Source organism: Leucobacter muris (assembly GCF_004028235.1).
Classification (GTDB): domain Bacteria; phylum Actinomycetota; class Actinomycetes; order Actinomycetales; family Microbacteriaceae; genus Leucobacter; species Leucobacter muris.
Window position 1 is genome coordinate 2,465,243 of the sequence record NZ_CP035037.1, and the last position, 23,847, is coordinate 2,489,089.

Genomic DNA, 23,847 nt, shown 5'->3' on the forward strand with positions numbered 1-23,847 from the left:
GATCCGCCGCATCCCTCGCCTGTGAGCGGAGCTCAGCCGCCCCCGGGCTCGGAGCCCGCCCGGGTGTCTCAGCCCCGTTTCGCCAGCAGCTTCACATTCTCGTCCAGGCGCTGCCATCCGCTGTTCTGCGCGGCGAAGAGGTCGCCGTTCTCGCCGAGCACCCGCAACTGGGTGCGGCTGCCCCCGCCCGAGACCTGCGCACCGCCGGGGATGGCGCCGCCCTGCTCCACGCTGAAGCGGCCGGGGCCGCCCACCGTGACCCGGCTGGTGCCGTCGGCCCGCGTCAGCGCCACGAACCCCGTCTGGCCGACCCAATCGAGGTCCACGGGCTCCCCTGCGGCCCACATCTGCACGTCGGCCTCCTCGCTCGTGGCGACGGGCGCGCCGTTCTCGTCGCGCACCACGCCGGCCACGAGCACCTGGCTGCCGGAGTCGCTGGGAACGAGGGCGGCGATCCTCGCCCCCTCCGGCGAGATGCGCACCGCCACGGGCTCCCGACCGGCCAGCCACGGTGCGGCGATCCACGCCGACGAGCCGTCGGCCCCCCTCCCCACACACACACCTGCAGCTGCTGAGCGGTCGATCTCTGCACGGTCCAGACGTAGCCGAAGACATCGACCCCCGGCTCGATCAGGCCGTCGCGGGCGTCGACGAGCACCCGCCCCGCCGCGTCGACTCGCGTCACGCCCTCGTCGTTCAGCATGGCCGCCGTCTCGCCGTCGAGCGAGAGCGTCACCGCGTCCGGGTCGTACCCCGGCAGGGTCTCGACGAACCCGGTGCTCTCCTTGAAGTCGCCCGCCATCAGCGTGCCGAAGCGGCCGTCGACCAGCACCGACGGCTCGTACACCTCGCTCAGCACGCCCGGCCCCGAGCCGTCGGCCGGAATCTGGGTCTGCACGCCGTCGACGTACAGGTCGAAGCCGTTGACGTCGGCCACCGTCTGCAGGCTCGTGCGCAGCTGCTGGTAGACCTCGGAGAGCGCGGTCTGACCGCCCTGCAGCAGCGTGCCGGTCAGGTCGATCCGCGCCTTGCCGTCGACCACCGGCACGGTGTTCGAGACGAGAGCCGTGCCGGACGGGAAGCCGCTGTGCACCGACTCGCGCAGACGATCCGAGGGGCCGGCGAGAAGCGCGCTCACGATCGCGGTCGGCAGCGAGGAGCGGTTCAGGAACCAGCGCGTGTCGGGCACGAGCATGCCGCCCGGTCCCACGAAGTACAGCTGCCTCGGCGACCAGATCGAGGTGAACGTGGTGCTGTCGAGGATGATGCCGGCGGGCGCCGACGAGATGCGCCACTCGCCGCCGACCTGTTCGAACTCGAACCGCATGTCGGTGGTCGGGCCCGGCTGCACCGGCAGCATGATACCGGTCTCGTCGACCTTCGCGACCGCGGCGAGCGAAAGCACGCCCGCCGTCTCGCCGTCGGCCCGGTACGGCCGGCTGCCGTCGTCGATGAGCACGCCGAGGTGCGGATCCCACTGGCCCGCGTACTCGGGCGCCAGGAACTCGCGCGCCACAGCGTAGTCCTCGGAGCTCGACGAGGCGGCCTCGACGAAGCCGCGCACCACGTCTTTCTGGCTGGCGCCCGGAGACGGGCCCGAAGGGATGTTCTGCCAGGTCTGATCGGCCTGCTGCAGATTGGTGAGGCCCGGCTGCACGGGCCCCGTCGAGGGGATCGCCGCGCAGCCGCTCAGCAGCAGCACCGCGGCGGCGAGCGCGGCCGCCGAGCGCCATCCGTTCGATCGCCGAGTCATCGCCGCTCCTTCCGAATGCGCCTGCCGGGCCGCCGCAGCCACCCGCCCGTCTTCTGAGGATCGCCGAGATCGGTCTCGACGTCGTCCGGCACGAGCGGCAGCGGCGACATGAAGCTCGTGATGGCGTCGCCCCGCGGCAGAGTGAGCCTGAAGTTCGATCCCTCCCCCGGCCTCGACCAGGCCTCGAGGATGCCGCCGTGCACCGCGGCGTCCTCCTGCGCGATCGCGAGCCCGAGGCCCGTGCCGCCGAGGGTGCGCTTGCGCGAGGGATACGCGCGCCAGAACCGGTCGAACACGTGCTCGACGTCCTCGGGTCTCATGCCCACTCCCCAGTCGCGCACCGCGATCGAGATCGCTGCCGCGTTCGAGTCGATCGTCACCACGATCGGCCGCCCCTCGCCGTGCTCGATCGCGTTGCCGACGAGGTTCGACACGATGCGGCGGATGCGGCGGGCGTCGACCTCGACGGGCGCGTAGCCTCCCAGCGGGCGCACCTCGATGAGACTCTCCGACAGGGGCTGCAGCCCGTCGACGACCTCGTGCGCGAGCGAGACGAGATTGCTCGGCTCGGTGTCGAGGGTCACCCGCCCCGCGTCGTAGCGCGAGATCTCGAGCAGATCGCCGAGCAGCGACTCGAAGCGCTCCACCTGCGCGCCGAGCACCTCGACGGCGCGCTGCTGGCCGGGGCCGAGGCCCTCGGCGCCGCCCTGCAGCACCTCGCTCGCGAGCCTGATCGTGGTGAGCGGGGTGCGCAGCTCGTGCGACACGTCCGACACGAAGCGCTGCTGCATCTCCGAGAGGTGGTCGAGTTCGTGGATGCGGGCCTGCAGCGTGTCGGCCATGTCGTTGAAGCCGTCCGAGAGCGCGTCGAAGTGCTCGTCGTTCTGCCAGGGCATGCGGGCGTCGCTCTCGCCTGCCGCAAGGCGGCGGCTCGTGTCGGCGGCGGCGCGGATCGGTCGGAACACGATGCGTGACATGATCCACACCAGGATGCCGATGAACGCCATCATCGCCGCCGCGGTGATCAGCAGCGTGCGCTGCACGAAGCTCAATGTGTCCTGCGTGTCGGCGAGGTTGTAGCCGATGAAGAGGTCGTAGCTGCCCGCCTCGGCGGGGAACACGAGGGTGGATCCGACGACGATGCCCGCGGACTGCGAACCGTCGTCGCCGTGGAAGGTCACGGCCTGCCAGTGCTGGGGCGGGCTTCCGTCGCCGACGGCCCTGCTGAGGTCGGCGCTCACCGCCTCGCGCAGCATGACGCTCGTCGCCGCCGAGGGCGGCGCCTCGGGGTACGCGGGCTGCCCGGGCTGCCGGCGCAGATACACGAGCTGGCTCGCCGACGTGTCCTGCACGGTTCTGCGCACCGAGGCGGCGAGCTGCACGAGCCCGCCGCGATCCGAGGCATCGGAGGCGTCGATCTGGCGCTGCGCCGCGAGCGTGGCGCGCGCCGAATCCTGCAGGGCCTGATCTCGACGCGACGAGTAGAGATCATCGCTGATGCTCGTCAGGATGAACACGCCGGCCACGAAGATGATGAAGCCCGTCACCATGCCCGTGATGGTCATGGTGCGCAGCATGAGCGAGCGCCGCCAGCGCGCCCGGAAGGGGCCGAGCACCGGCTGCGTCAGCTTGACCCAGCGGAGTCGCAGGCGCCGCAGCGCGATCCCCGGGCGCGACCGTCCCCGGGGCGGTCGCCCCCGGTGCGCTCGGAGGGTGGGCACGGGCACCCCTATTCGACGGGCGCGCCCGCGCGGTAGCCGACGCCGCGCACGGTCGTGACGATGGTCGGGTGATCGGGATCCTGCTCGATCTTCGCCCGCAGCCGCTGCACGTGCACGTTGACGAGTCGGGTGTCGGCCTTGTACTGGTAGCCCCACACCTTCTCGAGCAGCACCTCGCGGGTGAACACCTGCTGGGGCTTGCGGGCGAGGATCGCGAGCAGGTCGAACTCGAGCGGGGTCAGCGGGATCGGCTGCGAGCCGCGGCGCACCTCGTGGGCCGAGACGTCGATCGTGAGGTCGCCGATGCGCAGCGTCTCGACCGCGTCCTGCTGCGGCTCGCGCAGGCGGGCGCGGATTCGGGCGATCAGCTCGGCCGGGTTGAAGGGCTTGACCACGTAGTCGTCGGCGCCGGCCTCGAGGCCCCTCACCACGTCGCGGGTGTCGGTGCGCGCGGTGAGCATGATGATGGGCGTGCCCGACTCGGCGCGGATCTTCTCGGCGACCTCGATGCCGTCGAGGCCGGGCAGCATCACGTCGAGCAGCACCAGGTCGGGGCGCATCTCGCGGAACTTCTCGACCGCTTCGGCGCCGTCGACCGAGAACTCCGTGACGAAGCCCTCGCCCTGCAGCACCATGCCGAGCATCTCGGCCAGGGCCCTGTCATCGTCAACCACCAGGATGCGCGCGCTCATGTTTCCCATTATGGCTGCTCAGGCTCCCAGTCGCCGGATTGCGGCGACGCCCGCTGTTCAGTAGTGGTCGAAGCGGCCCGGCAGCAGCTCCCAGGGCTCGCGCCCGAGGTACTCGCAGACCGCCTGGTACACGCAGTGCTCCACGAAGTAGCGCCGGTGCTCGTCGTCCTCGACGTGCAGCCCGCGCGCCCGCTGGATCGGCATGCGGTACATGATGATCGTGCGCGCCCCCCGGTCGATCGAGTAGAAGAGCGGGAACCGGCTCTCGCCGCGGCCGGTGGGCGCCGTCTGAAAGCCGATCTGCACCCCGCGCAGCTCGTCGGGGAACTGCGACTGCAGCAGCTCGACCGCGCCTCGCGCATCGATCTCGAAGCGCAGCGCGCGGGCGTTCGGATCGGCCAGACCGGGGCCGGTGAGCGAAGAGCGCATCGACCGCCGCCCGTGGCGTCGCTGCACCCGCTCGGGGGCTGAGGGCTTGCGCTCGCGACGGAACATGAGCCCAGTCTACGCGTGGGCGCACGCCTCGCCGCGCGCCGCGGCCCCGCCCCATCCCAGGCGCGGCGATCGCCTCCCACGACGTATGACCCGGCGGAAGGCGATCGGCTAGCGGGTGTAGACCGTGATCTCGCCGTCGCGGGGGTCCGGGGCGAGGATCGGGTAGCCCGCGATCGTTCCGCCGCTCACATAGCGCACGCCCGCGTGCACGGGCACCGAGCTCGTGAGTCGCGCCTCTGCCGGGGCGCGCACCACGGCGGCCGCCCCGGCCGGCAGCTTCTGCTCGCGGGGCTTGCCGCTGCCGTCGGCGCTCTCGATCACGAGCTCAGCCTCCTCAGAACCGGGGTTGACGACCACCAGCTGCCCGCCGCCCACAACGGGGACCGCTACAGGCAGATCGGCAGTCGTGGTCGGCGCGGGCGCGAACCACTCATAGTCGTGCCCGTCCTCGTCGGTCGCCGAGCCGAGCGCGGCCGCGACGACCGGAGCATCGGCCTCGACGATCACCGCTTCGGCCTCCTCGGGCCAGTGCGGCACGACCAGCTCGCCGACCGCCGAATCGGCGAGTGCGATCTCGCCGAGGTCGACGCTGCGGCCATCCGCATCGACGGCGCGCACGCGGGCGGCGCCCTCCTCGCCCGCCGGTGCGAGCGCGCGCACCACCACGGGGAAGTCGTCGCCCTCGCCCGAGTCGCTCGGGCCGTGCCCGTGGTCGCTCCGGTTGGCGACGCCCGGCAGCACCAGCTGGGTCTCGGGCTCGAGCTGACGGGTCACCGACGACACGGCGAAGGGCGAGATGCCCGACGTCTGCCCCACTCCGAGGCTCGCGGTGACCGGCGCGCCCGTGCTGATGACGCGCACGGCGAGCCGCTCGCGCTCCGGGGCGTAGCCGTTCAGCGAGACGGTCTGCTCGGCACCGGCGGCGACGAGCACGCCCGCCGTCTGCACGGCGTCGACGGGCCCGGCCTCGTCGTAGACGCTGATCTGCACGGTGGCCGGCACCGATCCGGGGTTGCCCAGGCTGAGCGTCGTGGAGACGCCCAGGGCGGTCGAACCGCCCAGCAGCCACTGTTCGTTCAGCGGTTCGGCGCAGGCGCTCGCGGCCGCGCCGCTCAGACCCTCGGTGCTCACGGCCTGAATCTGCGCGGCCCCGATCAGCTCCTCCACGGGGGCCGACAGCACGAGGGGCGGCGACTCGCCGCCCTCGGCCCGCTCGAGGCCCCTCGTCTCGGCGGGCTCCCCGGAGATCACGACACCGGGTGACCCCGTGGGCACGGCGACGCCGGGCCGTGCGGGGTCGGCTCCCAGCTCGGCGAAGGGGCCGGCGCAGACCAGGTTGCGGGCGGTGTTCTGGGCGCTGTCGACGGTCACCGCGACGGGCTCCCGCTCGACGCCGGGCAGCTCGACCTGACCGAGCAGCAGCACCGCCGAGGCGCACACGCCCACCACCACGAGACCGGTCGCGGCTCGGGCGCCGCCGCGCAGCATGCGGGAACGATCGCTCATCGCGGGCCTCCGTTCTCGGGGTGCTCGGGGCTGTCGGCCTCGGGCGCGGGATGCCCAGCTCGGGGGCGCTCGGGTGCGGGATGCTCGGGGTCGGGGTGTTCGGACGCGGGCAGCCAGCGGGCTGCGGATGCCGTGTCCTCGCTCCCGTGCCGGGCGCCGGGGTCGGGATCGCTCGGCGCCGCCTCCGACGGGGCCTCCGTCGGAGCGCCCGGTGCGCCCGGGAGCACCGGGGCAGCGCCCGCCGCCGTTCCCGGGGCTGCGGGCGCAGACGTCCCCGCCCGCTTCACGGCTCGCCGGCTCGGCCGCTTGCGCCGCTCGGGACGGTAGGTCACCTCACCGGTCGGCAGCGCGAGCAGCACCATCCCGAGCAGCACGACGAGCTGGATGCCCCAGATCGTCTGCCCCGTCAGCGAGGTGCCGCCGAGCCTCGTACCCGCGTCGCCCTGAGCATCGGAGACGGATTCGGGATCCGCGACCCGCCACAGCAGCCCCTGCTCGGTCAGGCCCGCGCTCGCGAGCGAGGCGTGCTGGTCGAACACGCGCTGCAGCTCGGCCCGCTCGAGGTCGCTGCCGCCGTTCACGAGCAGCACGAAACCGATGCCCTCGTCCTGCAGCCGCTCGCGCATATCGGGGCCGCCGACGCTGGCGAGCCCGCCGACCACCTCGGCAAGGTCGCGATCGGCCGCCGTCTCCTCGGGCGAGGCGAGCGACGAGCGGATGCGGTCGAGGCGCGACCCGCTGCCCGTCACCAGCTCGGCGCGCACGCTGTGGGCCGCCTCGGGGGTGAGCACGAGGGTGCGCACGTCGGGATCGCTCTCGCCCGCGGCCTGCACGAGCGCGGGCATCTGGGCGCTGGCGGGCACGAAGGGCACACGATTCAACAGCAGGTTGCCGGCGACGGGCACCACCGCGAGCACCGCCGCCACGAGACCCACCGCCACCACGGGTGCGGCGCCGCGCCGAAGCGTGGTGGCTCCCATCGCCGCGAGGCTCAGCACCGCGATCCAGTACACGGCCAGCCCCGAACCGGTCCACACGGCGACGCTCTGATCGCCCGTGACGGTGAGGTGCAGCTGCGCCGCCGCGATCGCGGTCGCCATGCCCAGACCGCCCAGCACCGAGTTCAGCACGGTGATGGCGACGCGGCCCGTGAAGAGCCCGAGCAGGGCGAGCAGAGCGATGGGCGCCATGAGCACCCCGACGAGCAGCGTGGCGGGCGGCCCGCCGAGACCGATCCCGTCGAGGATGCCGGCCCACCCCTCGAGTCCGAACTCGGGGAAGCCGAGCAGCAGGTGCCAGGTGGTGCCCGCGTCGAAGGGGGCGACCACACCCGGGTCGCGCAGCAGATCGAGCGGGCGGCCGTTCACGAGCGCGTAGACGATCTTCGGGGCGAACAGCACCGCCGGCATGAGCGCCGTGGTGAGCACGCGCGCCGCGCCACGCAGAGTCGTGAAGAGCCCCACCACCACCAGCACGAGCGCGGCGGGGATCAGGATCGGAGCCGCGGCGAGGGCGACGGCGGCGAGCAGCGACGCGGTGCCGGCCCAGCTCCACGACTCGCGGCAGCGGGTCGCCGCGAGCAGCAGCCACGGCAGCACGATCGCGAGCACGAGGGTGGGCAGCCGCCCCGCATCGAGCGAGCCGAGCAGCACGGGGCTTAGGGCGAAGCCGAGGCTCAGCAGCACGCGCGCGGCGCGCGACTCGGTGAGCTGGGCGGCCCAGATCCAGGCCCCGAGCGCGGTGAGCGGGATCGCCGCGATCATGAGCAGCACGAGCGCGTGCGAGGGGTTCCAGAAGGTGAGCGTGCCGAGCAGCGCGAGCACCCAGGTGAACGGGTCGGCGGGCACGCCGCCGAGGGGCCGGGTGTTCCACCACAGCTGGTCGATCTCGCTCAGGGGCGCGAGACCGCCCCCGGCCAGGCTGGTCTGCGGGAAGGCCCACCAGGTGAGGGCGATCGCGGCGACCGCCGCCGCCGCGAGCACCGCGAGCCCGCCGCTCGAGATGAAGTGCAGCTCGCGCCTCTGCCGGCCGGAGGACGCGAGGATCGCCTCGCGGTCGATCATGCGGGCGGTGCGCACGCTCTTCGGATCGATCCTGAGCTGCCGGATCGCGGGCCACCCGGCCGAAGAGTGCCTGCGGATGCGGCGCCGCGACGCGACGATCGAGTGCGGGCGGAAGAAGACGGCGAACGCGGCCACGAACTCGCCCAGCATGTAACCGGGCTGCTCGCGGATCAGCGCCCACAGCACCCGCAGCACCGCGTAGACGGGCAGCCCGAGCCACTCGAAGAACGCGACCGGCGCGGGGGCGTACGAGATGCGGCGGTGCAGCTGCGAGGTGCGCGCCTGACGGTGCGCGGCGCGCAGCACCGAGCGGCGGCGGTCGAGGTGGGGGCCGGCCACGCCGCTCTGCGCGAAGCGCACTCGAGAGGCCGGGGCGACCTCGACGCGGTGACCGGCGAGGCGGGCGCGCACGCAGAAGTCGAGCCCGTCGTCGTACACGGGCAGCGCGGGATCGAAGCCGCCGAGCTGCTCCCAGACGTCGCGGCGCACGAGCATGCCGACGGGGCCCACGCCCAGCACGTCCTGCATGTGGTCGTACTGCTGCTGATCGAGCTCCTGCCGACGCAGCGTCCACCGCGAGCCGTAGCGCGTGAGGCTCTGGCCGAGCTCGATGATGCGCTCGGGGTGGTCCCAGTCGACGAGCTTCGGTCCGGCCACCACCACGGAGGGCGCGCGCTGCACACTGCTGAGGATGTGCTCGAGCGCCTGCGGTTCTGGGCAGGCGTCCTCGCTGAGCAGCCAGATCCAGTCGTCGACGCCGGCCTCGAGCGGCACGGTCTGCACGCCGCGCGCGACAGCCTGCCCGAACGGGAGCCGCGATGAGAGGCCGACCACCCGCTCGGCGCCGCTGTGCATGAGCTGCTCGCCGACCCGCTGCGCGCCCCCGTTGTTCACGGCGACGATCGCGGCCGGCGCCACGGTCTGGCCCGCGATCCCGGCGATGGTCTGGTCGAGCCACTCTCCGCCCCGCTGGGCGACCAGAATGGCGGTTACTCTCGTACGCATATCGCGCTCAGTCTAGGCGCGGATCGCCATCGCTCCCTGACGCCATGCCCGGCACGGCACTAAAAGCAGCAGCCGTCGTCGCATCCCGCGAAAGCCCCCGCTCCCGGCGGCATGAAAAAAGAACCGAGCGAGCGACTCGATCCCGTGCGTCGGCGAGTGGGCTCAGCCGGCTTCGCGGCGCAGCTTGCGGCGCTCGCGCTCGGAGAGGCCGCCCCAGATGCCGAAGCGCTCGTCGTTCTCGAGGGCGTAGTCGAGGCACTCCGAGCGCACCTCGCAGCTCTCGCAGATGCGCTTCGCCTCGCGGGTCGAGCCGCCCTTCTCGGGGAAGAAGGCCTCGGGGTCGGTCTGCGCGCAGAGGGCGTCGGTCTGCCAGGCGAGCAGTTCGTCGTCGCTGCGAACCCCCGGCACGCCGAGGAACACGGGATCTACGAACCAGTTTCCCGGAACGGGGGTCTGCGACTGATCCGACACTGCCGCTCCTTTCCTCTGCTCCGAGCACCGAGTGTGCGCTGATACCTCACAATTACATCGGTGTGATTCGTTCAAGTCAAGCCGGGAAGTTTAAACCCTCAAGAACCGCTTGAGGGTCGAAGACACGCCAGCGTGTCGCAAATGTGCTTCGTCGGGCAAGCCCTAACCCCAGATCACGAGCATCCGGTAGACCATCACCGCGACCGCCAGGTGCACGACCGAGAGCACCAGATTGGCCCAGCGGGTGCGATCCACCAGCGCCCAGAAGCCCGCGCCAGGGGGCAGCAGGAACGCGACGACGAGGTACATCCAGAACTCGAGCGGGTCGCCCGTCGCCGAATTGCCGGTGAACGGAGCGACGATCGAGATCACGATCTGAACGAGCAGCAGCAGCGCGACGAGCAGCGTGGCGCCCATCGTGAAGTCGTCCGGGCCCCGCTTGCGCAGGGCCGCGATCAGGCACAGCGACGCGCCCGCGAGCGCGACCACGATGGTGACGACGGCGTACCAGAGGATCATGCCGAGCCCTCCCCTTCCCGAACGCCGCCCGGCGCGCCCGCGTCGGGCGTGGGGAAGTTCGTCACGACCCGCGTGCGCCCCTGCTTCACCTCGACCAGGCCCACCAGACGCCCGTCGGGCGCTACGGCCGCGGCGAGCTTCGCATCGGGCTGCGTCTCGGGATCCACCTCCACCCGCTTGCCGTGCCCCAGGTCGACGGCCTGCTCGGCGGTCAGCCGCAGCTCGGGGAACAGCGCCGTCGCCACTTCGGCGGGCTCGGCGAGCGCGCCGATCCGCCCCTCCACCAGCTGCTCCGTGGACGTGACGCCCATCACCGAGAAGGGCCCGACCTCGGTGCGCCGCAGCCCCGTGAGGTGGCCGCCCACGCCGAGCGCGGAGCCCAGGTCGCGGGCGAGCGCCCTGATGTAGGTGCCCGACGAGCACTGCACGGTGGCCTCGATGTCGATCACCGGGTGCTCCGCGCCGTCCGCGCCCGTCGCGACGCCGGGGCGCGGCTCGCCGAGCTCGAACGCGTGGACCGTCACCGGGCGCTTCCGCAGCTCGACCTGCTCGCCCGCCCGCACCCGGTCGTAGGCGCGGCGTCCGTCGACTTTGATCGCGCTCACGGCGCTCGGCGCCTGCTCGATCTCGCCGGTGAGATCGGCCACGGCAGCCGCGATGCGGGCCGGATCGGCCGCGAGCGACACCACCGCCCCGGGATCGGCGATGCTCAGCGTCTCCCCCTCGCGATCGTCGGTGACCGTCGCGGACCCGAGACGGATCGTCGCCGTGTAGGTCTTGTCGAGGCCGACCAGGTGGGTGAGCAGCCGGGTCGCGGGGCCCGCGCCGAGCACCAGCAGCCCCGTCGCCATCGGGTCGAGCGTGCCCGCGTGCCCCACCTTGCGCGTGCCGAGCGCCCGACGCGCCTTCGCGACGACGTCGTGGCTCGTCCACCCCTCCGCCTTGTCGATCAGCAGGATCGCGCCCTGCGGGGGCAGCACGGCGGGAGCACTCCGGGGGTCGTTCGTCACGCCACCAGCCTACCGAGGGGCGCGCCCCGCCCCTGACCCATCCCGCACCCGGCCGATCCGCCCAGCTTTCTCCTCCCGAGCAGGCCGTTTCGCGGCGTCTTCATGAGACGAAGCCGGGCCGATCCAATCGCCGGGCTTCGTCGGGAGTGCCTTCGGCCCACCCTGCGAGGGAGCGTCCTCGCGCCCGGCCTCGGGCGGCGCCTCGCTAGGCTGAGCGGGTGGACACAACAGCGATCGCGCGCGAGCTGAACGCCTGGTACGCGCGCACCGCGCGAGACCTGCCCTGGCGCGCCGAGGACGCGACGCCGTGGGCCATCCTCGTCTCCGAGTTCATGCTGCAGCAGACCCAGGTCGAGCGGGTGCTGCCGCGGTGGACGGCGTGGATCGAGCGCTGGCCCGCCCCCTCGGCTCTCGCCGCGGAGGAGCCGGGTGAGGCGGTGCGCGCGTGGGATCGCCTCGGCTACCCCCGCCGCGCACTGTGGCTGCACCGAGCCGCCGTCGAGATCGCGCAGCAGCACGGCGACCGCGTGCCGGCGGACGTCGAGCAGCTGCTCGCCCTCACCGGCATCGGCCCCTACACGGCGCGCGCCGTCGCCGCCTTCGCCTTCGGCGAGCGCCACCCCGTGGTCGACACCAACACGCGGCGCGTGCTCGCCAGACTGCTGCACGGAACGGCCGCCGCCGGCATGCCCTCGCCGCGCGACCTCGTCGACATGGAGCTGCTGCTGCCCGACGACCCCGCCGAGGCCGCCGTCTTCAACGCCGCCGCGATGGAGCTCGGCGCGGTCGTCTGCACCGCCCGCGCGCCCCGCTGCGATGCATGCCCCGTCGCGCAGTGGTGCGAGTGGCGGGGCGCCGGATACCCCGATAACGCGCCCGCCAAACGGCCGCGCCAGGCGAAGTTCGAGGGGAGCGACCGTCAGGTGCGCGGTCGGATCATGGCGCTGCTGCGCAGAGCGGACGCCCCGGTCTCGGTCGAGGACGTCCTCGCGGCGGCGGCCGAGGGCGGGGGGCGCGATCCCGAACAGCCCCGCCGCGCTTACGACTCGCTCATCGCCGACGGGCTCGTGGTCGAGTTCGGGGACGGCGTGCGTCTGCCCTGATCCCGACCGCGGAAGAGCGAGGCCGCCTCAGCTCAGTCGTCCTCGTCGTCCTCGCGGGGTTTCACGTACGGGTCGGCCTCGCCCGCGTACTTCGCGCCGGCCGCGAGCGCCGCCGCCTCCTCGTCGCGCCGCTTCGCCTCGGCCAGCAGCTCGTTGAGGTGCTGCGCGCTCTCGGGCAGCTCGTCGTGGATGAACTCGAGGCTCGGGGTGAGTCGCGTGCCGAGCTGCTTGCCCACCTCGGTGCGCAGCATGCCCGTGGCGGCCTTCAGGGCCGCCGCCGAGTCCGCCTGCTCCTGCTCGTCGCCGTACACCGTGTAGAACACGCTCGCCTGCTGCAGATCGCCCGTCACGCGCACATCGGTGATGGTGACGAAGCCGAGACGCGGATCCCGCAGCCCCTTCTCCAGCCTGCGCGCGATGATCTGTTGGATGCGCTCTGCCACCTTGCCGGCCCTGGGATTGCTCATGCCCCAAGCCTACCGCCAGCCTCCGACAGGCACTGCACCGCGACGCCCCCTCCCGGCGAGCTCACGCTCGCGCCTCCCTCGTCATGGCTCCAGCCCTCCACCACGGGATCGCGTAGACCGCCCTCGATCCGGGAAGATGGACCCGTGAGCAGAGCGAACGACGAGGATCGGCGACTGCACGACCTCACGCTGCTGAGGAGGGTGCGGGATCGCATCGACCGCGAATACGCGAGCCCGCTCGACGTCGAATCGCTCGCGCGGGGCGTCGGATTCTCGGCGGGTCATCTGAGCCGCGAGTTCAAAGCGGCGTACGGCGAATCCCCCTACAGCTACCTCATGACCCGCCGCATCGAGCGCGCCATGACCCTGCTGCGGCGCGGAGACCTCAGCGTCACCGACGTGTGCTTCGCCGTCGGCTACGGCTCCCTCGGCACGTTCACCACCCGATTCACCGAGCTCGTGGGCATGCCGCCCGGGCGATACCGGCGCGAGGGCGGCCCGCCCCTCACCGGGCTGCCCGGCATCATCACCATGCGCGCCACGAAACCGGTCAGGAATCGAGAAGTCTCGCGCCCGACCGGCGAGTAGCGTGACCGGCATGAAGATCAACATTCACGTCACGTTCCTGCCCCACACCGATCCCGAGGCCTCCCTCGCGTTCTACCGCGACGTGCTCGGATTCGAAGTCCGCAACGACGTCGGATACGAGGACATGCGGTGGATCACGGTCGGCCCCGCCGGCCAGCCCGACACCTCGATCGTGCTCACGCCGCCCGCCATCGACCCCGGCCTCACCGACGACGAGCGCCGCGTGGTGCGCGAGCTGGTCGCCAAGGGCGCCTACGCCTCGATCGTCTTCGCCACCGATGAGCTGCAGCAGCTGTTCGAGAAGGTCGAGGCGTCGGGCGTCGACGTGCTCCAGGAGCCCATGGACCAGGACTGGGGCACCCGTGACTTCGCGTTCCGCGACCCGGCCGGCAACACCGTCCGCGTGCAGCAGCTGGGCTGAGCGAGGACGCCCGTCCGAACGACGCAGGATCCACTGCGCGGCGGGCGCAACGGAGAAGGGGGCGGGGAGCAGTGCCGATCCTCCCCGCCCCCTTCTCGCGGGAACCGCTCGCTACGCGCGCGGCTTCTCCACCATCTCAGTGGTCTCGATCTCGTCGCCGATCTGGATGTCGTTGTACTTGCCGAGGCCGATACCGGCCTCGAAGTCCGTCTTCACCTCGGTGACGTCGTCCTTGAAGCGGCGCAGCGACTCGATGGCGAGGCCATCGGCGATCACGACGCCCTCGCGGATCACGCGCGCCTTCGCGTTGCGCGTGATCGTACCGCTGCGCACGATGACACCCGCGATGTTGCCGAACTTCGAGGAGCGGAACACCTCGCGGATCTCGGCGACACCCGACTGGACCTCTTCGTACTCGGGCTTGAGCAGGCCCTTGAGCGAGTTCTCGATGTCGTCCAGCGCGTTGTAGATGACGTTGTAGAAGCGGATGTCGATGCCCTCGCGCGCGGCGCGCTCGCGAGCCTTGACGTCCGGCCGCACGTTGAAGCCGAGCACGATCGCGTTGTCGATCGTCGCCAGGTCCACGTCCGACTCGGTGATCGCGCCGACACCGCGGTGCAGAATGCGCAGCTGCACCGACTCGTCGACCTCGATCTTCATGAGCGACTCCTCGAGCGCCTCCACGGCACCCGACACGTCGCCCTTGATGATGAGGTTGAGCGACTCGACCTTGCCGTCCTCGAGGGCCTTCGTGAAGTCCTCGAGGCTGATGCGCTTACGAGCCTTGGCCAGCTGGGCGTTGCGCTCAGCCGCCTCGCGCTTCTCGGCGATCTGACGGGCGGTGCGGTCCTCGGAGGTGACGATGAAGTTGTCACCGGCGCGCGGCACGCTCGACAGGCCCTGCACCTGCACGGGGCGCGAGGGCAGCGCCTCGACCACGGCATCGCCGTTCTCGTCGCTCATCGCACGCACACGACCGTAGGCGGTGCCCGCCACGATCGCGTCGCCGACGCGCAGCGTACCCGACTGGATGAGCACGGTCGCGACCGAGCCGCGCCCCTTGTCGAGCTTCGCCTCGATCGCGACGCCTCGCGCGTCCTTGTCGGGGTTCGCGCGCAGGTCGAGGCCCGCGTCGGCGGTGAGCAGCACGGCGTCGAGCAGATCGGTGATGCCGATGTTGTTCTTCGCCGAGACATCGACGAACATCACGTCGCCGCCCCACTCCTCGGCCACGAGGCCGAACTCGGTGAGCTGCTGGCGCACCTTGTCGGGGCTCGCCCCCTCCTTGTCGATCTTGTTCACCGCGACCACGATCGGCACGTTCGCCGACTGCGCGTGGTTCAGAGCCTCGATCGTCTGGGGCATGATGCCGTCGTCGGCCGCGACCACGAGGATCGCGATGTCGGTCACCTGCGCACCACGGGCGCGCATGGCGGTGAACGCCTCGTGACCCGGGGTATCGATGAAGGTCAGCGCGCGATCGATGCCGTCGTGCATGGTGTGCACCTGGTAGGCGCCGATGTGCTGGGTGATGCCGCCGGCCTCTCCGCCGCCCACGTCCGCCTTGCGGATCGCGTCGAGCAGACGGGTCTTGCCGTGATCGACGTGACCCATGACGGTGACCACCGGGGGCCGCGCCTGCAGCACCTCGTCGCCCTCATCCTCGAGCTCGCCCTCGATGTCGATGTCGAAGCCTTCGAGCAGCTCGCGATCCTCGTCCTCGGGCGAGACGATCTGGATCTTGTAGCCCAGCTCGTCACCGAGGATCTCGAAGGTCGCCTCGTCGAGCGACTCCGTGGCGGTCGCCATCTCACCGAGGTGGAAGAGGATCGTCACGAGGTTCGACGCACTCGTATCGATCTTGTCGGCGAAGTCGGAGAGCGATGCACCGCGACGCAGACGGATCGGCGTGTTGCCGTCGCCGCGAGGAACCTGCACGCCGCCGATCGACGGTGCCTGCCGCATCTCGAACTCTTGCCGCTTCGCCCGCTTCGACTTGCGCGCCTTGCTCTTGGAGCCGCCGCGACCGAACGCACCCGCGGTGCCGGCGCCGCGACCACCGCGACCGCGACCGGCGAAGCCGCCGCCGGGACGGGGACCGCCGAAGCCGGTGCCGGGGCCGGTGCCGCCGCCGGGACGGTTGAAGCCGCCACCGCCGCCGCCCGGGCGTCCGCCGCCCGGACGGCCTGCGCCGCCGGGACGACCCGCGCCTGCGCCGGCACCTGCGCCCTGCGGGCGCGGAGCGGGCCGGGGGATGTTTCCGGGGTTGGGGCGGCCGGCGCCGCCGCGATTCATGCCCTGGTTGGGCGAGAACGGGTTGTTGCCCGGGCGGGGCGGGCGCGGGATGCCCATGCCCTGGCTCGACGCGAACGGGTTGTTGCCGGGACGGGGGCCCGCGGGCTTGGGGGCGGGCTTGGCGCCCGCCTTGGGCGCAGCAGCCGGCTTCGCACCGGGCTTCGGCGAGCTGCCCGGCGTCGGAGCAGCCGCAGCGCTCGACTTCGGGGCGGCCTCGGTCTTCGGCGCCGCGGACTTCTTCGACTCCTCGGCAGCGGGAGCCTCGGGCTCCTCAGCCTTCGGAGCCGGCTTCGGGCCGGGCTTCGGCGCGGCGGGCTTCTTGGCGGCGGGCTTCGGCTCCGTCGCACCGTCGTTCTTCTTGGTCACGCCATCCGCCTCGAGGGCGGCCTTGACCTTGCGCGCCACCGGGGGCGCAATAGCGGACGAGGGCGCCTTGACGAACTCGCCCATCTCCTTCAGCTTGGCCAGCACGACCTTGCTATCTACACCGATCTCAGTAGCGATCTCGTGTACGCGTGGGTTTGCCACTTTTCTCCTGTCTGGGTTCACGCCAGACAGGCGAGAACCTTGGTTATCGGACGGGCCTCATTGTGAGCCGCTCATTAGTTGTCCATGAGTGTTTTCAGCCTGTTCTCTAAGGGGCCGGTGTCAGGCTTGCCCGACACCTTCAATGCACGCGGAAAAGCTCCGCGAGACACCGCTCGTTCCAGACACTGCGCCGTGGGATGCACCCAGGCTCCCCGCCCGGGAAGCACCGCACGATCATCGGCAATGAGCCGGTCATCGTGCAGCACTACACGCAGCAGTTCTGCGCGCGACGCACGCTTGCGACACGCGACACAGGTCCGAACCGAATCCATCTTACCAGCTTCCCACTTCTCGCTCTCCTTCGGTGCTGCGCTCACAGCGATCCCCGGGCTCTCCCCGCGTGTCGGCGCACGCGGGGAGAGCCCGGGGATCCCGTGCAGGACCGGGGCTCAGCCTCGAACGAAACTCGGCCGTTCATGAAGCGGCGCGGTGGCACCGCCGCGGATCGCGCAGAACCGCTGGCGCGCTTCTGCTCAAGCGATCCCCGCAGGCTGGATGTCGATGCTCTCTGCGCTCGCCACAGCTCACCGACCGGAGTACGAAATCGCTGGCGCGATCTCCCTGAGCGCTCCGGCGCAAGAATCGAGACATCCGGCCCTCGACGCCGCTCTCAGTCGTTCATGATCGAGTCGGGCTGGATGTCGATCTTCGCGCCCGTCAGCTTCGCGGCGAGGCGCGCGTTCTGGCCCTCCTTGCCGATCGCGAGCGACAGCTGGAAGTCGGGCACCAGCGCGCGCACCTGCTTCAGCGACTCGTTCAGCATGAACACGTCGGTCACCTTCGCGGGCGAGAGCGCGTTCGCGACGAACGCGGGCAGCTGCGACGAGTAGTCGACGATGTCGATCTTCTCCTCGCCGAGCTCGCTCATCACCGCTCGCACGCGGCTGCCCATCTCGCCGATGCAGGTGCCCTTGGCGTTGATGCCGGGCTGCTTCGCACGAACGGCCACCTTGGTGCGGTGCCCCGCCTCGCGCGCGAGCGACACGATCTCGACGATGCCCTCGGCGAGCTCGGGAACCTCCCGTTCGAACAGCTTGCGCACGAGGCCCGGGTGGGTGCGCGACACGATGACCTGCGGCCCCTTCAGCCCCTTGGAAACGCTCGTCACGTACACGCGGATGCGGGCGCCGTGCGGGTACTTCTCACCCGGCACCTGCTCCTCGGGAGGCAGGATCGCCTCGAGCTCGCCCAGATCGACGTGCACCATGCGCGGGTTCGGCCCCTGCTGCACGACGCCGGAGACGATCTGGCCTTCCTTGTCTTTGAAGGTTCCGAGCACGGCGTCGTCGCTGAGGTCGCGCAGGCGCTGGTTGATGACCTGCTTCGCCGCGCTCGAGGCGACACGACCGAACTCGTCGGTGGTGACGTAGGCCTCGCCGATGACCTGGCCCTGCTCGTCGACCTCGGGAACGAGCACGGAGATCTCGCCGCTCTTGCGATCAAGCGTCACCCGCACCTCGTCTTCCCGGGGAACCGGGATGTTCTGGTTCTCGGCGTGACGCAGGTAGGCGGACTGGATCGCCTGCTCGATGATCTCGACGAGTTCGTCGAAGGGGATCTCCTTCTCGCGCTCGATCTGTCGCAGCGTGACGAGTTCGATCTTCACGGCGCCTCCTTGAGTATTGAAATGTCTATTCAGCTATCGATCCGCACAGCGGATCAAACCTCGATTTTATCCCAGCTCGTCTGATGCGTCCACCGGGCAGGGAATCGCCACCTGCACGGGGATCGCGCGCCCGCCCTCGATCGCGAAACCACGGCCGGGAGGGAAGTCCGCGCGCTTCACGCGGCCGAGATCCTCGCGGAACGGGCTCTGCGACTCCTGCTGATCCAGCTGCAGCGACAGGCCCCACTTCGGCTGTTTGAGTGCGTGAAAGAGGTCCCAGACGGCGCTCGCCGTACCCGATTCGAATTCGAACAGCACGAGCACACCGGCCCTGCGCGCGGCCTTGGCGAGCGCGACGAGCAGCGGCAGCGCCGCGGTGCCCTCGGCCTCGGCGGGGCGCTCGACGACGATCACCCCCTGGGCGCCATCCCTCGGGAAGACCAGCGGGCCATCGGCTGCTCGAGTCCGATCCGCGGCTGCATGCGCGAACCCGACTGCGCTGGGGCTGCCGCCCTCGGCGAGTTCGGCCCCGCCTCCCCCGCCGCCCGCACCGATGACTCCCCCGCCGACGAGCGCTCCGGCTCCGAGGAGCACTCCTCCAGAGGAGGGAGCGCGCGCGGGGCTCCGGCCCCCGATGGCGACGACGAGCTCCCCCGCGAGCCGCTCCACCTCTTCCTCGCCCTGGGCGAGGCGGTTCCACGCCCGGCCGCTTCGAAGACCGTTCTCGTCGAGGCTGAGCAGTGCGCAGTCGATGGGCTGCCCCCGTTCGGCGGCCGCGCGCTCGACGGCTCCGACGCAGCAGAGCGCGGCGAACGACAGACCCGATCCGCTGGGGCCGGCGATGACCCCGAGACCGCGGCTCGGCAGACCGACCGGATCGAACGTGCGCACGTCGATGCCGAACACCGGCCTGCCCCTCGCCGTGGCCGGCAGTTCGACGAGCGGCAGGCGTTCGGGGGCGTTCACGACGCGCGGCGCCTGTTCGACTCCGCTGGCGCGCAGTTCGTCGGCGAGGAGCTCGATCGCGGCGGCCTGTTCTGCGAGATCGAGGCCGCCGACGATCGCGAACTGGATCTCACGATCGTCTCCCGCGAGCAGCCCCCGCCCCGCGGGAGCGTTCTCGAGCGCGTCGACCGGCACCCCGAGGGCGCCGTAGTCGTGCGGATTCGCCAGTCTGAGCACGAACTGCCGTTGCAGGCTCGCGCTCATCGATGCGGGAATCGCCGACGGTCGGTCGCCGGTGAGCACGACGTGCACGCCGACCGAGCGGCCCTGCATCATGATCTCGGCGAGCATCTGGAACGGCGCCTCGGCTCCTCCGAGCGTCTCGGTGGCCTGTCGGAACGCGGCGAACCCGTCGACCAGCAGGAAAACGCGGGGTTCGCGGCTGTCCGGCACGGCCTCGCGGTAGGCGGCGAGCCCGCCGGCACGCACCGTCGCGTAGCGCGGCCCGCGACTGGCGATCAGCGCTCTGAGGTGTCGGAGCACCCGGCCCGTCAGCTCGGTGTCGGCGAGCGGCGCGACGGCGCCGACGGTGGGCAGGGGTGTGAGCGTGGCGAGCGAACCGCCCGCGGCGTCGATGGCGTAGATCTGCACCGGGTCGCTGCCGGCCGCTGCGCTCAGGGCGGCCGACAGGGTGATGAGCGCGCTAGTCTTGCCGGTGCCGCCGGCTCCGATGATGGAGATGTTGCCGGCTTCTTCGAAGCCGACGTGCACGGGGTGCTGAGCTTGCGCAGCTGGTTCGTCGTGCAGGCCGATGAGAGCAGCCGGGGGCTCTTCGTCTGCCCGGGCGTGCAGCTCTGCGAGCGTCAGCCGGGAAGGGAGTTCGTCGAGCCACGGTCTGCGAGGCGCGGCGAGTCCGAGGTGCCGAGAGGCTGCCACGATGCCGTCGCGGAGACGTTCGATGTCCCTGGCCTGAGGCCGAGCCGAGCTTGCGAGCGAGGCCTCGGAGGGGATGCTCCACGGCTCGCTCTCGATGAAGCCGAGGGATCGCACCTCGATCTCGGCGGATGTGCTCTCGCGTGAGGCTCGCCCGCCGAGGTAGCCGGTCTGGAAGTGCGCGATGCGGCCGGGGCCGACCTTGATCGCACCGCGGCCGGGGGTCTCGGCGGCGAAGAACGCGGCGTCTTTCATCCCGATCACGTCGGCGCTGTCGGATTCGTCGGCCATGCGCAGAGCGACGCGCAGGTTCGTGTTGGCCCGCAGATTGTCCGTGATCACGCCGGCGGGGCGCTGCGTGGCCATGATCAGGTGGAGCCCGAGGGATCGTCCCCGCTGGGCGATGTCGACGACGCCGTCGACGAACTCGGGCACTTCGCTCGCGAGGGCCGCGAACTCGTCGATCACGATGACCAGCGCGGGCGGAGCCTCCGCGTCGGATCGACGCTCCATCGAGATGAGATCCTTCGCTCCGCGTGCCGCGAGGAGTTCTTCACGGTGATGGAGCTCGGCGCGCAGCGAGGTGAGCGCGCGACGCACGAGGTGGGGGCTGAGGTCGGTAACGAGCCCGACGGTGTGGGGCAGGTCCACGCACTCGGCGAACGCGGCTCCGCCCTTGTAGTCGACCAGGAGAAAGGTGAGGCGATCCGGGCTCACATTCGCGGCCATGCTCATGATCCAGGTCTGCAAGAACTCCGACTTGCCGGCGCCCGTGGTGCCGCCGACGAGCGCGTGCGGGCCGTGGGCGCGCAGGTCGATCTTCGCGGGCCCGTCGGGGCTCTGGCCCACCACGGCGGTGAGTTCGACGGGGCCGCGATCCCGACCCGATTGCCACTCCGATACGAGGGAGCCGCTTCGCGCCCAGGCCCGAGCGATGGGAAGGCTGCCGCCGAGCAGGTCAGTGCCGTGCAGTTCGCGCAGGTGCACCGATCTCGGCAGGTCGCTCTCGTCGAGCACGCGTGCCGCGGTGTCCTCGACGGGGGCGAGCCGCCGGGCGAGGTCGTGGGCCAGCGCGGAGTCGACGTGCTCGTGCCGCGACATCGGCACCACGTTTCCGGAGCGCACGAAGTGCACGCGGCCTTCACCGCGATCGACCTCGACGAAGGCGCGACAGGCCGCGGGCAGGGAGGCGCGATCCGCAGCCGCCCAGAGCATGTGGATGCCGTGGTCGGGGCCGGTCTCCGCGATCTCGATGAGGCGCGCGGGATCGACCAGGCCGTCTTCGAGCACCAGCACCACGATCGCCGGCAGCGCGGGCGTCTCGGTCACCGCGTCGCCGTGGGATTCGTCGTTGCGGGTGGTCTCATCGAGGTGAGAGCGTATGCCCGCTCGCGCGCCTCGGGCGGCTTTGCGGGTTTCGAGCACCCCCTCGAGCGCGGTGAGCAGGCTGAGGGAGCTCTGCTTCGAGTCTGCGAGCTGCCAGCCGCGGATGGGGCTCGCAACGGGGTCGACATGGGGCAGCCACTTGAGCCAGCCCCAGGTCTCATCGTGTTGCGCGCCCGCGAAGCACGCCAGCACGAGCTCATACGGCGAGTGCAGGCCGGCGAGCTGCAGCACCAGTGACGCGGCCATTCCCTCGGCCCAGTATCTCTCGCCGGAGACTCCGATCGCCCCGCATCGGTCGAAGCGCTCGAGCACGGGCACGGGTGAGATGTGCTCGAACTCGTCCGCAATCTGCTGCAGTCGCTGCCACTGATGATGCGGCGCATCGCCCCGGTCTGGCATGGAAAGCCCGGTGCGGCTGGGAAGCGCGCCCTCGCCGAAGCGCAGCTCGAGGAAGGATCGATGTTCCGGGCGCCGGGTCCAGAGCAGCTCGCCGCGGTTCTCGATCGCGGCGCGCACGTCACCGCTGGTGGGGGTCTCCGCGGCCCGCACCTCGATCTCACGCCTGCGCAGAGCGGTGAGTTCGTCGCGCTCCCCGCTCAGGTCTTCCTCGAAGCGGGTGGTCGCACTCCTGAGCTTGCGGCGGCTTCCGAGCCTGCCGTCGAGCCACGATCCGATCATCATCATGGGCGTGAAGGCCACCATCATGAGGCTCAGCGGGGACTGGGTGATCGCGTACATGGCGCCGCCCATGAGCATGGGGACGAGCATGGCGAGCATCGGGATCCGCGCGGGCTCGCTCGGTGCGGGAGGGGCGGGGAGCGTTCGCCCGGTCGCCGGAAAACGAGGCGCGACGCGGGGCGATCGGGTGTGCATCACTCGGTGGGAGAGGGCCGGCGGTCGCGGTTCGGCGGCGCCGGGCTGCCCGGGGAAGACGCGGAGGTCGATCTCGCCCAGGCGCAGAGTGGTCGGCCTGGTGATACGGCATGAGGTGAGGCGCTCATCGGCGAGCAGCACGCCGTTGGCGGATCCGAGGTCGGTCACGGCGATCGTGCCGTCGGGTTCGACGCGCACCTCGGCGTGGCGGCGCGAAACGCTGGAATCGAGCAGTCGGATGCGGCAGGACCTGTCGCGACCGATGAGGGCCGCGCCGCGGATCAGGCTGAACTGCACGCCGCGTTGCTCCCCGGTCAGCACCTCGACGAATGCGGCGGCTTCGATCATCCGTTCGGCCGGGCCCGCGGATCCGAATTCAGGCACCGGCTGGATCACGTGACCGGACTGCAATCCGGAGGCCGCCACCGGGGCCGCAGGGTCGAGCAGCACGGCGCTCGCCTCGCCGCCCCGGGTGACGCGCAGTGTCATCGGTGCGAGCCCGCGGTTCGCGATCTCGGCGAGGCGCGGGTCCGATCCCAGGCCCGCGCGCATGAGGGATCGTGCGACGTCGGCGACGGTCGCCGTGACATCGCAGGAGAGCGTGACATCGTGCACCCTGCCCTGCGGCAGGGACACCGAGACCTTCAGCTTCACGGCCCGCTCCCCGCCCGCTCGCGCACTACCGGTCGCTCAGGTTCTTCTTCGGCGGGTTCACGACGGGGTCGTCCCACGCGGGGAACGGCACCCGCACCCCCGGGACCGTGAACTCGTCTTCGAAGGCCTCGTCGAGCGTGCGCTTATCGAGCTCGGCAAGGAGTGCACTGTCACTCCCCCAGAACGGGCCCGCGGAAACCTTCATGACGTACCATCCGCCCGGTTGCACTCGGTACTCGAGCAGGTAGCCGTCATCCGTGTCAGCGTACACCTCGTGGTGGAACTCCGCGACGTCGTTGACCTGGTACGCCCAGCCCTGCGCATCGAAATACGCGAGGACCCGGTCAAGGTCGGCCCGTTCCCCAATCGCACCCTCAAGTTCAATCGCACGGCTCGCACTCAAGTAATAGGAGTCTTCACCTCCAGCACCCGGAAGCGCGCCCGTCGGTGCAAACAACCCGTTTGACGGCGCCATCCCTCGGTAGTTGTAGAGCCATTTGTCTTCGCTGACCTGCTTCTGCGCATCAGCCAATAAATCCTGCGATCGGTCATACCGCTCACCCAGCAGAGCGAACTGCTGCGCAAGCGGCATCCGCTCCACCTCGGACCGCGTGAGCCCCGCCGCGTCTCGCACCTCGCCTGTCAGCATCAGGCCGACCTCCCCGTTCTCCTTCTCCGCCCGCACGCACCCCGATGACGCCGCCAGACACAGCAGCACCGCCGCCGCGCCGACCACTCGAACCATTCTCGATC

At 71.1% G+C, this 23,847-nt stretch carries 19 protein-coding genes; 3 read left to right on the forward strand and 16 right to left on the reverse strand.

Annotated elements, in window-relative coordinates:
- Positions 1 to 68: 68 nt before the first annotated feature.
- The 10 genes from Leucomu_RS15855 to truB all read right to left on the reverse strand — a co-directional run bounded on the left by Leucomu_RS15855 (position 69) and on the right by truB (position 11,235).
- On the reverse strand, positions 69 to 293 hold the full coding sequence (locus Leucomu_RS15855) for a hypothetical protein (protein ID WP_323368291.1): 225 nt from the start codon (positions 291 to 293) through the stop codon (positions 69 to 71).
- Positions 284 to 1,753, reverse strand: a complete 1,470-nt coding sequence (locus Leucomu_RS15860; RefSeq protein ID WP_323368292.1) for a GerMN domain-containing protein — start codon at positions 1,751 to 1,753, stop codon at positions 284 to 286. The genes Leucomu_RS15855 and Leucomu_RS15860 overlap by 10 nt, the downstream gene beginning before the upstream one ends.
- Positions 1,750 to 3,474, reverse strand: coding sequence for an MtrAB system histidine kinase MtrB (gene mtrB / locus Leucomu_RS11540; RefSeq protein WP_228407085.1), 1,725 nt, complete (start codon positions 3,472 to 3,474; stop codon positions 1,750 to 1,752). The genes Leucomu_RS15860 and mtrB overlap by 4 nt, the downstream gene beginning before the upstream one ends.
- 8 nt (positions 3,475 to 3,482) lie before the next feature.
- On the reverse strand, positions 3,483 to 4,166 hold the full coding sequence (mtrA, locus tag Leucomu_RS11545) for an MtrAB system response regulator MtrA (RefSeq protein WP_017883550.1): 684 nt from the start codon (positions 4,164 to 4,166) through the stop codon (positions 3,483 to 3,485).
- Positions 4,167 to 4,223: 57 nt separating this feature from the next.
- Positions 4,224 to 4,661 carry a metallopeptidase family protein gene (locus Leucomu_RS11550; RefSeq protein WP_031289854.1) on the reverse strand — a complete coding sequence of 146 codons (438 nt, stop codon included), beginning with the start codon at positions 4,659 to 4,661 and terminating at the stop codon, positions 4,224 to 4,226.
- A gap of 108 nt (positions 4,662 to 4,769) precedes the next feature.
- The gene (locus Leucomu_RS11555; RefSeq protein WP_017883552.1) at positions 4,770 to 6,167 is read right to left on the reverse strand and encodes a DUF5719 family protein; all 1,398 of its coding nucleotides are present in this window, start codon (positions 6,165 to 6,167) and stop codon (positions 4,770 to 4,772) included.
- Positions 6,164 to 9,235, reverse strand: coding sequence for a glycosyltransferase family 2 protein (locus tag Leucomu_RS11560; protein ID WP_128387319.1), 3,072 nt, complete (start codon positions 9,233 to 9,235; stop codon positions 6,164 to 6,166). Before Leucomu_RS11560 ends, Leucomu_RS11555 begins: the two co-directional genes overlap by 4 nt.
- A gap of 162 nt (positions 9,236 to 9,397) precedes the next feature.
- Positions 9,398 to 9,706, reverse strand: coding sequence for a WhiB family transcriptional regulator (locus tag Leucomu_RS11565; protein ID WP_017883553.1), 309 nt, complete (start codon positions 9,704 to 9,706; stop codon positions 9,398 to 9,400).
- Between the two features lie 162 nt (positions 9,707 to 9,868).
- Positions 9,869 to 10,225 (reverse strand): hypothetical protein, encoded by a 357-nt coding sequence (locus Leucomu_RS11570; RefSeq protein WP_128387320.1) that lies wholly within the window; start codon positions 10,223 to 10,225, stop codon positions 9,869 to 9,871.
- Complete coding sequence (gene truB / locus Leucomu_RS11575) at positions 10,222 to 11,235, reverse strand: tRNA pseudouridine(55) synthase TruB (RefSeq protein WP_228407086.1); 1,014 nt, start codon at positions 11,233 to 11,235, stop codon at positions 10,222 to 10,224. The genes Leucomu_RS11570 and truB overlap by 4 nt, the downstream gene beginning before the upstream one ends.
- Positions 11,236 to 11,453: 218 nt before the next feature.
- Here truB and Leucomu_RS11580 point away from each other — a divergent pair, with 218 nt between their 5' ends.
- Positions 11,454 to 12,338, forward strand: coding sequence for an HhH-GPD family protein (locus tag Leucomu_RS11580; RefSeq protein ID WP_128387321.1), 885 nt, complete (start codon positions 11,454 to 11,456; stop codon positions 12,336 to 12,338).
- 32 nt (positions 12,339 to 12,370) lie between these two features.
- On the opposite strand, the gene rbfA is transcribed toward Leucomu_RS11580, so the two are convergent.
- Positions 12,371 to 12,805: a 30S ribosome-binding factor RbfA gene (gene rbfA / locus Leucomu_RS11585; protein ID WP_017883557.1), complete on the reverse strand. Its 435-nt coding sequence runs from the start codon at positions 12,803 to 12,805 to the stop codon at positions 12,371 to 12,373.
- Positions 12,806 to 12,949: 144 nt separating this feature from the next.
- Between rbfA and Leucomu_RS11590 the strand changes: the two genes are divergently transcribed.
- On the forward strand, positions 12,950 to 13,393 hold the full coding sequence (locus Leucomu_RS11590) for a helix-turn-helix transcriptional regulator (protein ID WP_017883558.1): 444 nt from the start codon (positions 12,950 to 12,952) through the stop codon (positions 13,391 to 13,393).
- Positions 13,394 to 13,403: 10 nt separating this feature from the next.
- Positions 13,404 to 13,814, forward strand: coding sequence for a VOC family protein (locus Leucomu_RS11595; protein WP_128387322.1), 411 nt, complete (start codon positions 13,404 to 13,406; stop codon positions 13,812 to 13,814).
- Between the two features lie 111 nt (positions 13,815 to 13,925).
- On the opposite strand, the gene infB is transcribed toward Leucomu_RS11595, so the two are convergent.
- The 5 genes from infB to Leucomu_RS11620 all read right to left on the reverse strand — a co-directional run bounded on the left by infB (position 13,926) and on the right by Leucomu_RS11620 (position 23,830).
- Positions 13,926 to 16,637 carry a translation initiation factor IF-2 gene (gene infB / locus Leucomu_RS11600; RefSeq protein WP_128387323.1) on the reverse strand — a complete coding sequence of 904 codons (2,712 nt, stop codon included), beginning with the start codon at positions 16,635 to 16,637 and terminating at the stop codon, positions 13,926 to 13,928.
- A 74-nt stretch (positions 16,638 to 16,711) separates the two neighbouring features.
- The gene (locus Leucomu_RS11605) at positions 16,712 to 16,969 is read right to left on the reverse strand and encodes a YlxR family protein (RefSeq protein ID WP_081611614.1); all 258 of its coding nucleotides are present in this window, start codon (positions 16,967 to 16,969) and stop codon (positions 16,712 to 16,714) included.
- A 338-nt stretch (positions 16,970 to 17,307) separates the two neighbouring features.
- Positions 17,308 to 18,303: a transcription termination factor NusA gene (gene nusA / locus Leucomu_RS11610; protein WP_017883561.1), complete on the reverse strand. Its 996-nt coding sequence runs from the start codon at positions 18,301 to 18,303 to the stop codon at positions 17,308 to 17,310.
- A 66-nt stretch (positions 18,304 to 18,369) separates the two neighbouring features.
- Positions 18,370 to 23,094 (reverse strand): FtsK/SpoIIIE domain-containing protein, encoded by a 4,725-nt coding sequence (locus tag Leucomu_RS11615; protein ID WP_128387324.1) that lies wholly within the window; start codon positions 23,092 to 23,094, stop codon positions 18,370 to 18,372.
- Positions 23,095 to 23,119: 25 nt separating this feature from the next.
- Positions 23,120 to 23,830: a hypothetical protein gene (locus tag Leucomu_RS11620; protein ID WP_164884549.1), complete on the reverse strand. Its 711-nt coding sequence runs from the start codon at positions 23,828 to 23,830 to the stop codon at positions 23,120 to 23,122.
- Positions 23,831 to 23,847: the final 17 nt, after the last annotated feature.